This is a genomic window from Aquabacterium humicola, from assembly GCF_030167915.1.
GTDB lineage: Bacteria > Pseudomonadota > Gammaproteobacteria > Burkholderiales > Burkholderiaceae_C > Pseudaquabacterium > Pseudaquabacterium humicola.
This window is the reverse complement of sequence record NZ_JARGNB010000008.1, coordinates 67,578-80,381: the sequence shown is the minus strand read 5'-3', so window position 1 is coordinate 80,381 and position 12,804 is coordinate 67,578. Positions and strand designations below refer to the sequence as shown.

12 protein-coding genes, 1 tRNA gene and 1 rRNA gene are annotated in these 12,804 nt (G+C 68.0%); 3 read left to right on the top strand and 11 right to left on the bottom strand.

Translation table 11 applies throughout. The features are described 5' to 3' along the window. Positions 1-10: 10 nt before the first annotated feature. The 3 genes from P1K89_RS27260 to ptsP all read right to left on the bottom strand — a co-directional run bounded on the left by P1K89_RS27260 (position 11) and on the right by ptsP (position 4,035). Positions 11-87, bottom strand: a tRNA-Ile gene (locus P1K89_RS27260). Between the two features lie 168 nt (positions 88-255). Beyond that, positions 256-1,784, bottom strand: a 16S ribosomal RNA gene (locus P1K89_RS27255). 493 nt (positions 1,785-2,277) lie between these two features. Further along, positions 2,278-4,035 (bottom strand): phosphoenolpyruvate--protein phosphotransferase, encoded by a 1,758-nt coding sequence (ptsP, locus tag P1K89_RS27250; RefSeq protein ID WP_284619694.1) that lies wholly within the window; start codon positions 4,033-4,035, stop codon positions 2,278-2,280. A 129-nt stretch (positions 4,036-4,164) separates the two neighbouring features. Between ptsP and P1K89_RS27245 the strand changes: the two genes are divergently transcribed. Further along, entirely contained in the window at positions 4,165-4,965 is an 801-nt protein-coding gene (locus P1K89_RS27245; protein ID WP_284619693.1) for a GNAT family N-acetyltransferase, read from the top strand. 36 nt (positions 4,966-5,001) lie between these two features. On the opposite strand, the gene P1K89_RS27240 is transcribed toward P1K89_RS27245, so the two are convergent. From P1K89_RS27240 to P1K89_RS27225, 4 genes are all read right to left on the bottom strand, one after another. Next, positions 5,002-5,271 carry an HPr family phosphocarrier protein gene (locus P1K89_RS27240; protein ID WP_284619692.1) on the bottom strand — a complete coding sequence of 90 codons (270 nt, stop codon included), beginning with the start codon at positions 5,269-5,271 and terminating at the stop codon, positions 5,002-5,004. Then, positions 5,240-5,689, bottom strand: a complete 450-nt coding sequence (locus P1K89_RS27235; protein WP_284619691.1) for a PTS sugar transporter subunit IIA — start codon at positions 5,687-5,689, stop codon at positions 5,240-5,242. Before P1K89_RS27235 ends, P1K89_RS27240 begins: the two co-directional genes overlap by 32 nt. A gap of 23 nt (positions 5,690-5,712) precedes the next feature. Then, positions 5,713-6,927 (bottom strand): MFS transporter, encoded by a 1,215-nt coding sequence (locus P1K89_RS27230; protein WP_284619690.1) that lies wholly within the window; start codon positions 6,925-6,927, stop codon positions 5,713-5,715. Positions 6,928-7,111: 184 nt separating this feature from the next. Next, on the bottom strand, positions 7,112-7,555 hold the full coding sequence (locus tag P1K89_RS27225) for a hypothetical protein (protein WP_284619689.1): 444 nt from the start codon (positions 7,553-7,555) through the stop codon (positions 7,112-7,114). Between the two features lie 237 nt (positions 7,556-7,792). On the opposite strand from P1K89_RS27225, the gene P1K89_RS27220 reads away from it, so the two are divergent. Together P1K89_RS27220 and P1K89_RS27215 are read left to right on the top strand one after the other, a co-directional pair. Continuing rightward, the gene (locus tag P1K89_RS27220; RefSeq protein ID WP_284619688.1) at positions 7,793-8,836 is read left to right on the top strand and encodes a hypothetical protein; all 1,044 of its coding nucleotides are present in this window, start codon (positions 7,793-7,795) and stop codon (positions 8,834-8,836) included. A gap of 87 nt (positions 8,837-8,923) precedes the next feature. After that, entirely contained in the window at positions 8,924-9,424 is a 501-nt protein-coding gene (locus tag P1K89_RS27215) for a TlpA family protein disulfide reductase (protein WP_439898038.1), read from the top strand. 34 nt (positions 9,425-9,458) lie between these two features. Here the strand turns inward: P1K89_RS27215 and lipA are convergent, their stop codons facing one another. From lipA to P1K89_RS27195, 4 genes are read right to left on the bottom strand one after another with little or no spacing between them, the layout of a single operon-like run. Further along, the gene (lipA, locus tag P1K89_RS27210; RefSeq protein WP_284619687.1) at positions 9,459-10,445 is read right to left on the bottom strand and encodes a lipoyl synthase; all 987 of its coding nucleotides are present in this window, start codon (positions 10,443-10,445) and stop codon (positions 9,459-9,461) included. Between the two features lie 32 nt (positions 10,446-10,477). Then, positions 10,478-11,167: a lipoyl(octanoyl) transferase LipB gene (gene lipB, locus P1K89_RS27205; protein WP_284619686.1), complete on the bottom strand. Its 690-nt coding sequence runs from the start codon at positions 11,165-11,167 to the stop codon at positions 10,478-10,480. A gap of 31 nt (positions 11,168-11,198) precedes the next feature. After that, positions 11,199-12,011: a cupin domain-containing protein gene (locus P1K89_RS27200; RefSeq protein WP_284619685.1), complete on the bottom strand. Its 813-nt coding sequence runs from the start codon at positions 12,009-12,011 to the stop codon at positions 11,199-11,201. Continuing rightward, on the bottom strand, positions 12,011-12,772 hold the full coding sequence (locus P1K89_RS27195) for a sigma-70 family RNA polymerase sigma factor (RefSeq protein WP_284619684.1): 762 nt from the start codon (positions 12,770-12,772) through the stop codon (positions 12,011-12,013). Before P1K89_RS27195 ends, P1K89_RS27200 begins: the two co-directional genes overlap by 1 nt. Positions 12,773-12,804 lie beyond the last annotated feature (32 nt).

Here is a 12,804-nt window from a genome sequence, read left to right as displayed (position 1 = left end):
GACGAATGGGTGGTGGGTCTGGTTGGATTCGAACCAACGACCCCCGCCTTATCAAGACGGTGCTCTAACCGACTGAGCTACAGACCCGCGCATTCGTTCAACTGAAGCGCCCCAGGGTCGGTGTTCAAGCACAAGCGCCAGGCTAGGCCATCGCTTGTCGACGCTCACCAGGCTCACGCTCCACTCAAGTTTGTCTATTGCTGTCAAGACAACAGCCGATAAGTGTGGGCGCGAGAATTTGAGTGCTTTTTCCAGAAAGGAGGTGATCCAGCCGCACCTTCCGATACGGCTACCTTGTTACGACTTCACCCCAGTCACGAACCCTGCCGTGGTAATCGCCCTCCTTGCGGTTAGGCTAACTACTTCTGGCAGAACCCGCTCCCATGGTGTGACGGGCGGTGTGTACAAGACCCGGGAACGTATTCACCGCGGCAAGCTGATCCGCGATTACTAGCGATTCCGACTTCACGCAGTCGAGTTGCAGACTGCGATCCGGACTACGACCGGTTTTCTGGGATTGGCTCCCCCTCGCGGGTTGGCAGCCCTCTGTACCGGCCATTGTATGACGTGTGTAGCCCTACCCATAAGGGCCATGAGGACCTGACGTCATCCCCACCTTCCTCCGGTTTGTCACCGGCAGTCTCATTAGAGTGCCCTTTCGTAGCAACTAATGACAAGGGTTGCGCTCGTTGCGGGACTTAACCCAACATCTCACGACACGAGCTGACGACGGCCATGCAGCACCTGTGTCCTGGCTCTCTTTCGAGCACTCCCACATCTCTGCAGGATTCCAGGCATGTCAAGGGTAGGTAAGGTTTTTCGCGTTGCATCGAATTAAACCACATCATCCACCGCTTGTGCGGGTCCCCGTCAATTCCTTTGAGTTTCAACCTTGCGGCCGTACTCCCCAGGCGGTCAACTTCACGCGTTAGCTACGTTACTGAACAGCAAGCCGTCCAACAACCAGTTGACATCGTTTAGGGCGTGGACTACCAGGGTATCTAATCCTGTTTGCTCCCCACGCTTTCGTGCATGAGCGTCAGTGCAGGCCCAGGGGATTGCCTTCGCCATCGGTGTTCCTCCGCATATCTACGCATTTCACTGCTACACGCGGAATTCCATCCCCCTCTGCCGCACTCCAGCTGTGCAGTCACAAGTGCAGTTCCCAGGTTAAGCCCGGGGATTTCACACCTGTCTTGCACAACCGCCTGCGCACGCTTTACGCCCAGTAATTCCGATTAACGCTCGCACCCTACGTATTACCGCGGCTGCTGGCACGTAGTTAGCCGGTGCTTATTCTTCAGGTACCGTCATCCCCCCGAGGTATTAGCTCAGAGGATTTCTTCCCTGACAAAAGCGGTTTACAACCCGAAGGCCTTCTTCCCGCACGCGGCATGGCTGGATCAGGCTTGCGCCCATTGTCCAAAATTCCCCACTGCTGCCTCCCGTAGGAGTCTGGGCCGTGTCTCAGTCCCAGTGTGGCTGGTCGTCCTCTCAGACCAGCTACAGATCGTCGGCTTGGTAGGCCTTTACCCCACCAACTACCTAATCTGACATCGGCCGCTCCAATAGCGCGAGGTCTTGCGATCCCCCGCTTTCACCCTTAGGTCGTATGCGGTATTAATCCGGCTTTCGCCGGGCTATCCCCCACTACTGGGCACGTTCCGATGCTTTACTCACCCGTTCGCCACTCGTCGCCAGGTTGCCCCGCGTTACCGTTCGACTTGCATGTGTAAGGCATGCCGCCAGCGTTCAATCTGAGCCAGGATCAAACTCTTCAGTTCGATCTTGAAATTACTGCTCAAAGAATTGAAGTGAACTTCACTTGCATGAAAATTCAATTCAGTGAGCGTTTAAGGTCAGAAGACCTCGAAGCCTTTCGACTTCTTGGCACTCGCCTTCAAACGCCCACGCTTATCGGCTGTTGATTTTTAAAGAACTTCGCCTGCTTGGCGTCGCTGAATCATGTTCAGCAGAGAGGGGCGATTATGACTTGAATTTCGAATCCCTGTCAACACCCCCGCTCGACTTCTTGTGACTCGTTTCGCTTTGCGACCGTCGCCACCGCTCATCGGGCGAAGCCTGTGATTCTGGCACAGACTTTATTGCCTCGCAATCCCCTACGATTCCCGCGGTTTTGAGACGCGCGCTGCGTCTCGTCCCTTAGTCATCACCGTTGAAAGCGAAGCCGATCAGTATACACAACTCTCAGCTGTGGTTGCGGCCGGCGGCAACCGCTTGGGCAAGTCGCCCCCTGGGGACACCCCGTCGCATCGCCTAGTTCGTGCCGCCCAGCGCCCGCCGCCACTCGGAGGCCGGATCGTCGCTCGACAGCGTTGTCGGCAGCGCGAGCGCCAGACGGGCCCCGTCCGCTCGCAGGATCCGCTGCTTGATGGACGACAGTTGCGCGGGATGCATGGAGTAGCTGCGCAGCCCCATTGCCAACAGCAGTTCGGCGAAGGCCACGTCGCCGGCCATTTCGCCGCAGACGCTCACATGTTTCCCCGCGGCATTGGCCGTCGCGATCACGTCCGAGATGAGGCGCAACACGGCCGGATGCCAGGGGTCGTACAGGTGCGCCACCGATTCGTCCGCGCGATCGATGGCCAGCGTGTACTGGATGAGGTCGTTGGTCCCGATGGATACAAAATCGAAGTAGCGCAGCAGGTGCGGCAGCGAGACGGCGGCGGCCGGGATCTCCACCATGGCGCCGATCTCGACGTCATTGAACGGAACACCGGCCTCAGTCAGTTGCTGCTTGGCGCGTGCGACTGCTTCCAGCGTCGCCCGCGCCTCGCCCGTGTGGGCCACCATCGGAACGAGCATTCGCACCTTGCCGTAGGCGCTCGCGCGCAGGATGGCTCTGATCTGCTGGCGGAACATCGCCGGCTCGGACAGGCTCCAGCGGATCGCGCGCAGACCAAGGGCTGGATTCAGCGCGTGCTCGTGCCGCAACTCGTGCACCGTTAACCGGTCAAGCGGCTTGTCGGCGCCGATGTCCACCGTTCGGATGGTGACCGGCATGCCGTGCATGCCCTCGACGGCGCTGCGGTACGCCTCGAACTGTTCGTCCTCGTCGGGCAGTTCGCCGTTGCGGTTCATGAACAGGAACTCGCTGCGGAACAGCCCGACACCGACCGCGCCGGCCGCCAGTGCGGCGGCGGCATCGCCGGGGAGCTCGATGTTCGCGAGCAGCTCGACGGCCTCGCCGTCGAGCGTGACCGAAGGCATGTGCCGCAGGCGGTCCAGGCGGGCACGCTCCAGCGCACTCTGCCGCTGCCGGAAACGGTACTCCTCCAGCACGATGGGTGACGGGTTGACCACCACGACGCCAGCATCGCCATCGATGATGAGCCAGTCGTCCTGACGCACGATGCGACTGGCCTCGCGCGCGCCGACGACGGCCGGGATGTCCATGCTGCGGGCGACGATCGCGGTGTGCGAGGTACGGCCACCGACGTCCGTGACGAAGCCCGTGAAGACGCTGCCCTTGAACTGCAGCATGTCGGCAGGCGCAATGTCGTTGGCGACCAGCACGAGGGGGTCCTCGCCGGCGAAGTCGCGCGCCGTTCCGGACAGCGGCATCAGCGGCTGCGCCTTCGCCAAGGCGCCAAGCAGGCGTTCCGCGACCTGCTCGATGTCCGCCTTGCGCTCGCGCAGGTACTCGTCCTCCATCTCGTCGAACTGGCGCGCGAGCACTTCGGTCTGCGCGGACACCGCCCATTCGGCGTTGTAGTGGCGGTCCTGGATCCAGTGCTTGGTCGCGTCGGCCAGCGTTTCGTCGTGCAGCAACATCAGGTGCACGTCGAGCAAAGCCGCCAGTTCGCCCGGCGCATCCGGCGGTAGTTCACGCTTCAAGGTGGTGAGTTCGTTCGCCACCACGTCGCGGGCCTGGCGCAGGCGCGCGATTTCGGCGTCGGCGCGCTCGGGCTCGACGAAGTAGTGCGCGACGTCGACGCGGCTCGAGGCCACCAGCACCGCGCGGCCGATGGCCACACCGCGTGACACAGGCAGTCCGAAGACCTGGATGCTCATGCGAAGGAATGTAGCAGCGAGGCAGCGCACCCGACCGCCACCCGCGTCATCGCGGCGTCATTGCGGGGTCATGGCGCGGTCACCGCGGGACCTCAGCATCGTGCCATCCCGACCCCCGGCGTCATGTCCATGGAACTCCCGCGCCCGACCCTGCCGCTCGCCGGCGTCCATCCGGCGGCCTGGCGCCGCCCCGAGACCGACATCGAGGTCGTCTGGGCACGCCACCTCGACGAGGTGCGTGCAGCACAACGACTGCGCTACAGCGTGTTCGTCGACGAGATGGGCGCGCGACCATCGGCGCCACCGGGAACGCCCGACGGCCACGACGCCGACCTCTTCGACCGGTTCTGCGAGCACCTGCTGGTGCGAACGCGGGGCGATGACCGAGCGCCGGGCCAGGTGGTCGGCACCTACCGGGTGCTGACGCCGTGGGCGGCGATCCGGGCCGGCGGCCTCTACAGCGACACCGAATTCGACCTGACGCGCCTGCGGGCGTTGCGCCCCAAGCTGGTCGAGCTCGGCCGCTCCTGCGTTCACGCGGACTGGCGCCAGGGCGGTGTGATCCTTGCGCTGTGGGCCGCCCTGGGGCAGTTCATGGAGCGCAACGGCCTGCACACGATGATCGGATGCGCCAGCGTCGGCATGCGCGACGGCGGTCACGTCGCCGCCAGCCTGTGGTCGCGGCTGCAGAAGACCCATCTTGCGCCGGTCGACCGCCACGTGCGCCCGCGCTTGGCCCTGCCGGTGGAGCAGCTCGACAGCCACCTGGATGTCGAGCCTCCGCCGCTGATCAAGGGCTATCTGCGCTGCGGTGCGAAGGTGCTGGGTCCGCCGGCCTGGGATCCGGAGTTCAACACCGCGGACCTGCCATTGATGATGCGCCTGGACGACCTGCCGGCGCGCTACCGCCGCCACTTCCTCGCGCAGTGATGGCGGGTTGAGCAGCCACCCGCGGGAGGCCGACGCTCACTGCCCTTCGCCGAACTTGTCGTCGATCAGCGCACGCAGCGCACCCATCGCGGCTTCTTCGTCCGCGCCGTCGGTCTCGATTTCGACCTCGGTGCCCACGCCCGCGGCCAGCATCATCACGCCCATGATGCTCTTGGCATTGATGCGCCGGCCGTTGCGCGCCATGTGGATGTCGCACTGGAAGCTGCCGGCCAGCTTGGTGAGCTTGGCCGACGCGCGGGCATGAAGGCCCAGCTTATTGCTGATCGTGATGGTGGTCCGGATCATGACTCGCGGGTTTGATCGCCTGATTCTGCGGGCGAGCGCTGGCCAGTTGCATCACGCCCTGGGTCGCGCCGGCAGCCGCCAGCGCAGTGAGCTTCTCGAGCGGCTCGTGCAGGTGACCCAGCGCCCGCCACATCATCGGCACGTTCACGCCGGCCAGCACGCGCGTGCCCGCACGCTCGCCGAGCCGCCGCGCGACGTTGCAGGGCGTGGCGCCGAAGACGTCCGTCAGGATCAGCCACTCGGCGTCGCCGGCCGGCCCCATCTGCTGCAGCGCGGCCTGCTCGACCTGCTCGGCCGACTGGTCGCCCGAGACGTCGTAGATCGCCATCGCCGCCGCCTGGTCGGGAAAGATGTGCGCCGCGACCTCGCGCAGGGCACTGGCCAGCGGGGCATGGGCGATGACGAACAGGCGGGGCATCGTGCGGACCTTGAAGCGGCTGATTATCCGCGTGCCCCGCCGGCGTCCCACGTGCTGCGCGAACGGTGCCAGACATGCCACAGGAACGACGTCAGGCAGGCAGCGAAGAACAGTCCGAACGCAAGGCGGTAGCTCTGCAGCGGGCTCCAGCCCAGCCCGCGCAGCACGTCGAGCAGCAAGCCGATGCCCCACTGCACCGCGAATACGCCGAGGAAGATGACGAGGTTGAAGGCCGACAAGGCTCGCCCGGCCAGCGACGCCGGGAAGGCCTGCGCGACCGCCGGCTGGCTCAGCGACACGACGCTGGTCAGCACGCACCAGGCGGACCAGGCGATCGCTGCAGCCGAAGGGCCGAGCCACAGGTTGGCCGCCAGGCAGACGATTCCGAGCGGCCAGCCCACGCCGATGATGCGCTCGGCGTCCCATCCGGCGCGCACCAGGCGTGGCATGCACAGGCCCCAGCACAGGAAAGCCACGAGCATGCTCAGGTTGACGACGAACAGCCCGCGGGCCGCCTCGGCCGCAGTGTGGCCGGCGACCTGCGTGAGCCAGGGCCCGATCCACAGCGACTGCATCGCCACCATGCCGCCATAGACGAAGAAGCCGAACGGCGCCATGCGGACGAAGGCCGGGTGGCGGAACACGTCGCGGTAGCCCCCTGACGCCGGCGCCGCCGCGGGGGCCGCAGGCGGCTCGTCCCCGGGGACGAACCAGGCGATCGCCGCGATCGCCAGCAGCAGCAGACCGGCGATGGCGATGAAGAGACCGCGCCAACCCAGCACGGGCAGCAGCCACTGCACCGGCAGGGTCGACGACAGCATGCCGAGCGAGCCTGTCATCAGCATCCACGAGTTGGCACGCAGTTGCGCCGTCGGTCCGAAACGCCGGCGGTAACTCGTCAGCGGGGCCATCAGACACGCGGACACGCCCATGCCGATCAGGAAGCGCGCCGCCAGCAGCTGCGGCAGGTCACGCGCCGCACCGAAGCCTGCGCACCCGAGCACGGCCACCGCCAGCAAGACCATCAGCACCCGTTTGGGGCCGAAACGGTCGAGTGCGCTGCCCAGCGGCAGCTGCAGCGCGGAGAACCCGAGAAAGTACGCGCCGGCAAGCAGGCCGAGCGCGCCGGCGCCCAGGCCCAGCTCGACGCTGAACACAGGGGCCAGCGTCGCGGTCACTGCGCGCAGCAGCGCCGAGAAGAAGTAGGCGAAGGCAAAGGCGAGGAACACCCGGGCCATCATGGCGCCGGTCGACGCGGCCTCCGTCGGAGGACCTGGATCGACGGCCGAACTCACCGCCGTCCCTCCCGGTGCCGTCCGGGGGTCATGCGTGCTCACCGGGTTGCCTCCGTGCTGCGCACTGCGGTGCGAGCCCCTGAGCCTGACGAGGCCCCTGTGGGTCCGGGAACGGCCGGGCGGCGGCTCACGGCCGTACCGCGAGCGCATGCTCGAAGTGGGCTGTCAAGCCTTCGTCGAGCGTGGTCCCGACGACGCTCGCCTGGTAGACGCGCGTGCCGAACGCGAAGACGGTCACCGAGGACGTCACCGGGCGGCCGTCCGGCAACTGGCCGACCAGACGCCAGTGCCGTGCTGCGTCATGCGGCGTCATGCCCGGCACCGCAGCCGCTTCGTCCCTTTCGACGCGGCCGTTCAGGTTGCCCCGCGCCGCATCGCCCAGTGCTCGCAGCGCCGTGCCGACGCGCGCCGGATCGGCCACGTCCGAATGGCTCAACGCAAAGGTGGTGTCGTATACACGGCAGACGTACAACCGCATCGTCACGGGCTGCCCGGCCAGCGACAGCGCGCGCTGCTGGCTGGACGGGCGACAGGGCATCGCCAGCGCCAGCTGGGCGCCTTCGGGACGCATCTCACGCCAATCGATCGCCGGCGCGCAGGCGATGAGCCCCAGCGCCAGTCCATGCGGCGCCAGGCGCCCCCACCATCGCTTCATCGCTCGACAATGCGTTGCGTGCACGGGTCAGTGCACGTGAAAAATGTCACAGGCGGCGAAGCCCCCCCGGACGCGCGGGGTGGACACCGCAGGGGCCGGGTCCGAGCATGCGCCACCGCATTCCGGTCAGATTGTGCGGGCAACGGAGACAGCATGAAGATCCAGGAAGCGCCAGTGGCGGGCAGCCTGCTGCACGACGTGCTGGGCCAGCTGGCGGCCGAAGTCGCGGAGCCGCTGACCCGGGCCCTCGAGCGCCTGCGTGCATTCCAGGCCGGTCAGGTGCCGGACGCCCGCCAGCTGCAGATCCTGCAGGACGAGCTGGCACGGGCGCGCCGGATCGGCATCCTGGGCCAGCAGATCGCTCGCCTGGCCTCCGGCGCGGTGCGCCAGGTGCCCGAACCGACCGACCTGTGCGCGATGCTCGACGAGTTGATCGACGACCGGCGCAAGGCCGCCGTGCCGGGGGCCGCACCGGTGCACGCCACGCTGGCACCGGCCGCTGTCGTCGCCGACACCGGCATGACCGGCGCCCTGCTGGGCGCGATGCTCGACTGGTGCGACGACTGTGCGCGGTCGACGATCGAGCTCCGCCTGGACCCGCGACCCTCCTCGGCCCAGGCCGTGCTGCTGTGCCGTTTCAACCGCAAGCCGCGCCCGGCGGGCGCCGCTGAACCCTTGGCGTGGCAGCTGATGCACCTGGCGGCCGCCGCTCTCGGCGCGCGCGCGACGATCGAGGAGGACGGCACGGCCGTCACGCTGGCGCTGCACTTCGAGCGGCTGGTGACCTTGAGCGCGCATGCAGAACCGAGCGCCACGGACACGCGCCGCCTCGCCGGCTGCCAGTTGTTGGTGCTGGCGCCGGAACGGGACATCCGCAACCAGGTCCGCCTGGCGGTGCAGGGCCTGGACCTGCTGGTCGACTACGTCGGTTCGGTCGATGCGGCGGTCGACTACTGCGCCGACGGCCTGCCGCAGGCGGTGGTCTACGCGTCGACTCTGGCCGGTGCGCCGCTGGAGCGCCTGCGCCGGCGCCTGAACGCAGAGAGCGGTGCGCCGCCGTTCATCGAGATCACGCCGGAAGGCCACGGCTTCGAACCGCTGCGGCCAGGCGACGAAGCGGTCGCTCGCGTCGGGCTCGACGGGCTGGCGCAGGCCCTGCCGGCTGCACTGGTGATCGAGCTGACGCGGCGGCGCTGATCGGGGCACGCGGCAAGTCCCCGCACGCGCCGCGGTGCGGGGTCGGCGCGTAAACTGCCGCTGCCTCCTATGGAATTGCCCTCCGCCATGAAGCCGTCGCCCCGCCGCCTCGTTCTGTCCGCCGCCCTGATCGCCGCTGCGGCGATGGCCGGCTGCGGCGTCGCGCAGCAACCGGCGCCGCAGGTGGACTACACACTGCTCGACGGCAGCAAGCACAACACCGCGCAGCTGAAGGGCAAGGTGGTGCTGGTCAATTTCTGGGCCACGAGCTGCACCACCTGCGTGGCCGAGATGCCGCACATCGCGTCGACCTTCCAGAAGTACCGCGGCCAGGGCTACGAGACGCTGGCGGTGGCGATGGAATACGACGCGCCGGCCTACGTCGCCAACTTCGCGGAGACGCGCAAGCTGCCGTTCGGCGTAGCAATCGACAACACCGGCGAGATCGCCGAGAAGTTCGGCGGCGTGAAGCTGACGCCGACCTCGGTGCTCATCAACAAGCGCGGCGAGATCGTCAAGCGCTACGTCGGCGCGCCGGATTTCGCGGCGCTGCACACGCTCGTCGAGAAGCTGCTGGCCGAGACCTGAAGTCCCGCGCCCGGGCGCCTCGCGCCTGGCGCCCTCAGATCGCGACGCCCGCGCCGGCCGCCTGCCGGTCCGCGTGGTAGCTCGAACGCACCAGCGCGCCGACCGCGGCGTGCGTGAAGCCCATCTTCTGCGCCTCGGCCTCGAACATCCTGAAGGTGTCCGGGTGCACGTAGCGGCGCACCGGCAGGTGGTGGCCCGACGGCGCCAAGTACTGCCCGATCGTCAGCATGTCGATGTCGTGCGCGCGCATGTCGCGCATGACCTGCAGCACCTCGTCGTCCGTCTCACCCAGGCCGACCATGATGCCGCTCTTGGTCGGCACATCGGGATGCAGCGCCTTGAACTTCTTCAGCAGGCTCAAGCTGAACTGGTAGTCGCTGCCCGGGCGCGCTTCCTTGTACAGGCGCGGCGCGGTCTCCAGGTTGTGGTTCATCACGTCCGGCGGCGCGGACTTCAGGATCTCCAGCGCACGGTCGTCGCGGCCGCGGAAATCGGGCGTCAGGATCTCGATGCGCGTGGCCGGCGACAGCTCGCGCACGCGGCGGATGCAGTCGACGAAGTGGCCGGCGCCACCGTCGCGCAGGTCATCGCGGTCGACGCTGGTGATCACCACGTACTTCAGCTTCAGCGCGGCGATCGTCTTCGCCAGGTTCTCCGGCTCGTTGACGTCCAGCGGGTCGGGCCGGCCATGGCCGACGTCGCAGAACGGGCAGCGCCGCGTGCACTTGTCGCCCATGATCATGAAGGTCGCGGTGCCGTGGCCGAAACACTCGCCGATGTTCGGGCAGGAGGCTTCCTCGCAGACCGTGTGCAGCTTGTGCTCGCGCAGGATCTGCTTGATCTCGTAGAAGCGTGTCGACGGCGAGCCCGCCTTCACGCGGATCCAGTCCGGCTTCTTCAGCGTTTCCGCGGGCACCACCTTGATCGGGATGCGCGCCGTCTTGGCCTGGGCCTTCTGCTTCGCCGTGGCGTCGTAGGAGGCGCTGTCGGCAGGCTGGTGGACGACGTTGTCGGTGGCCATCGTTGCTCGCTGAAGAAAGGGAAGAAGCGGGTTCAGCGGCTGAACTGCGTCGCCAGGCGTTCGCCCAGCTGCCGTGCCACCGTGTCCCAATCGGTAGAAACCCCGAGTGTAAGCAGGTCGACCGTCTGCAGTCCTGCGTAGCCGCACGGATTGATTCCACCGAAGGGTCTCAGGTCCATCGCGACGTTCAGCGCGACGCCGTGGTAGGTGCAGTGGCGGCTGACCTTGATGCCCAGCGCCGCGACCTTGCCCAGGCCGCGGAACGGCTCGTCGGCCGGACGTGGCCCGGTCAGCGCGGCATGGCCGCGCGGATCGTCGAGCCGCACGTAGATGCCCGGCGCACCGGCGACGCGGTGGCCGGTGATGCCGTGCGCCTCCAGCACCTTCAGCACGCAGTGCTCGAGCCGGTAGACGTATTCCTTGACGTAGATGCCGTGGCGCTTCAGGTCGATCAGCGGGTAGGCGACCACCTGGCCGGGGCCGTGGTAAGTCACCTGGCCACCGCGCTGCGTCTCGATCACCGGGATGCGCCCGGGATCGAGCAGGTGCTCGGCGCGGCCCGCCAGGCCCTGCGTGTAGACCGGCTCGTGCTCGACGAGCCAGATCTCATCCTCGGTGTCCGGCCCACGCGCTTCGGTGAACGCGCGCATCGCCTGCTCGATGTCGCCATACGGCCGGCGGCCGAGCGTGACGAGGCGAGGGCGAAGCGTCGTGGCGGACATCGCCGCACTGTAGCGGCGGCCGCCCACCGGCTCAGGCCGTGCGGATATCCAGGTCGAGGTCGCCGTGCGCGAACAGCACGCCGCCGGTGTCGGTGCTGACGCCTTCATGCGCGGTGCCAGCCGGCGCCAGCTGCCAGTCGCCGCGGCACAGCAGCAGGTCGTCGAGGAAGACCTCGCCGTCGAGCATCAGGCATTCCTCGTCGTGCCCGTGCCCGTGCTGCGGCACCGCGGCACCCGGATCGGCCAGGTACAGCAGCGCGGCCTCGCGGCCGTCGGTCCACAAGACGCGGCGGCGGATGCCCGGCGCGAAGTCCTGCCAAGGCGTGCACGCGTCGAGCACGGTCGACCGGGCCTCACCCGGCGCGGCAGAAGACTCGCGCAGGTACAGCCGCGCGCCGGTCGGGCTGTGCAGCACCGGTGCGGTCTCGTTCGCCGGCCGGCGCTGGAAGTCGCGCGTCTGCAGCAGCGCACCGTCCATGTCGAGGGCACCGTCCATGACCAGCCACTCGCTGACCGCGCCGCACAACGGGTCCGCCTGCCAGCGCGCACCGGCGGCCAGCTCGATGATGCGCACGCGGGCCGGCTCGCCGGGGCGGGGCGCCGTGCCGGCCGTTTCGTACAGCGCGCGCGCCAGGACGCCCTCGGCCAAAGGCATCGCACGCGCGCGCCGCGTCCGCACGGTGACGAACGCCCGGCTCGCTTCCGCACTGCGGCCGATGCGCTGGAGCACGCGCTCGCGCAGCGGCCCGGGACCGGCGCCGGCCATCGGCTGGGCCAGCAGGTCCAGGCAGTCGTCGTCGAGCGCAGCCCCGGCGCGGCCGGGCGGGAGTGGGTCGGTGCTCATCACGGGCTCGGGGAGGTCGTCGCGGGTTGGTCGAGCAGTTTGCGCAACTGCAACAGCGCGCGCCGGATCAGGGACTTCACGGTGCCCAGCGGCAAGGCCGCTTGCGCCGCGATCTCCTCGTGCGTCAGCCCGCGAAAGAAGGCCAGCGCGACGAGTTGCCGCGCGCGCGGCTCGAGCGCGGCCACCGCCGCGTGCAGGCGCTGGTGGTCCCGGGTCGCGTCGAGCAGGTCGGGCACGCCGGGGAACGATGCGTCGCCGCCTGCAGCTTCCGCGTCGTCGCTCAGTTCATCGTGTTGGAAGCGTTCATCGCGGCGCAGCGCGTCGATCGCGCGCGAGCGGGCGATCGCCAGCAGCCATGTCAGCACGCGCCCGCGCTCGGCGTCGAAGCGCGGCGCCTGACGCCAGACCTGCCAGTAGGTGTCCTCGACGACCTCCTCGGCGAGCGCGGTGCTGCGCACGATGCGCCGCACGAGGCCGTGCACGCGCGGGCTGGTGGCGTCGTAGAAGGAGGCCAGCGCGCGTTCGTCACGGTCGACGACGCGCTCCATCAGCTGGCGCAGCGCCTCGTCGTCGGCTGCCAGCCGCCCCGCGCGCCGCGTATCGGCCGCGGCCATTGCCGCCTCGGCGTCGGCCTCGGGCGCCGATGGCTCGCAGCCGTCAGGCGCTTCGCCGTCCGCCGGCTCGGCTGCGTCCAGCACCGCGAGTGGATGCGGGCCTGGTGTCAGCCAGGGCTCGTCGTCCTGCAGCGACAGCGCGTGCATCACGACCGCACCCGCGGCACCGGCGCCTCGGC

Coding starts and splice junctions, on each gene's coding strand:
- P1K89_RS27200 (WP_284619685.1), bottom strand. CDS start 12,011: ATGAGCACCGACCCACTCCCGCCCGGCCGCGCCGGGGCTGCGCTCGAC.
- P1K89_RS27215 (WP_439898038.1), top strand. CDS start 8,924: ATGAAGCCGTCGCCCCGCCGCCTCGTTCTGTCCGCCGCCCTGATCGCC.
- P1K89_RS27220 (WP_284619688.1), top strand. CDS start 7,793: ATGAAGATCCAGGAAGCGCCAGTGGCGGGCAGCCTGCTGCACGACGTG.
- P1K89_RS27225 (WP_284619689.1), bottom strand. CDS start 7,555: ATGCGTCCCGAAGGCGCCCAGCTGGCGCTGGCGATGCCCTGTCGCCCG.
- P1K89_RS27240 (WP_284619692.1), bottom strand. CDS start 5,271: ATGATCCGGACCACCATCACGATCAGCAATAAGCTGGGCCTTCATGCC.
- lipA (WP_284619687.1), bottom strand. CDS start 10,445: ATGGCCACCGACAACGTCGTCCACCAGCCTGCCGACAGCGCCTCCTAC.
- lipB (WP_284619686.1), bottom strand. CDS start 11,167: ATGTCCGCCACGACGCTTCGCCCTCGCCTCGTCACGCTCGGCCGCCGG.
- P1K89_RS27195 (WP_284619684.1), bottom strand. CDS start 12,772: ATGCACGCGCTGTCGCTGCAGGACGACGAGCCCTGGCTGACACCAGGC.
- P1K89_RS27235 (WP_284619691.1), bottom strand. CDS start 5,689: ATGCCCCGCCTGTTCGTCATCGCCCATGCCCCGCTGGCCAGTGCCCTG.
- P1K89_RS27245 (WP_284619693.1), top strand. CDS start 4,165: ATGGAACTCCCGCGCCCGACCCTGCCGCTCGCCGGCGTCCATCCGGCG.
- P1K89_RS27230 (WP_284619690.1), bottom strand. CDS start 6,927: ATGGCCCGGGTGTTCCTCGCCTTTGCCTTCGCCTACTTCTTCTCGGCG.
- ptsP (WP_284619694.1), bottom strand. CDS start 4,035: ATGAGCATCCAGGTCTTCGGACTGCCTGTGTCACGCGGTGTGGCCATC.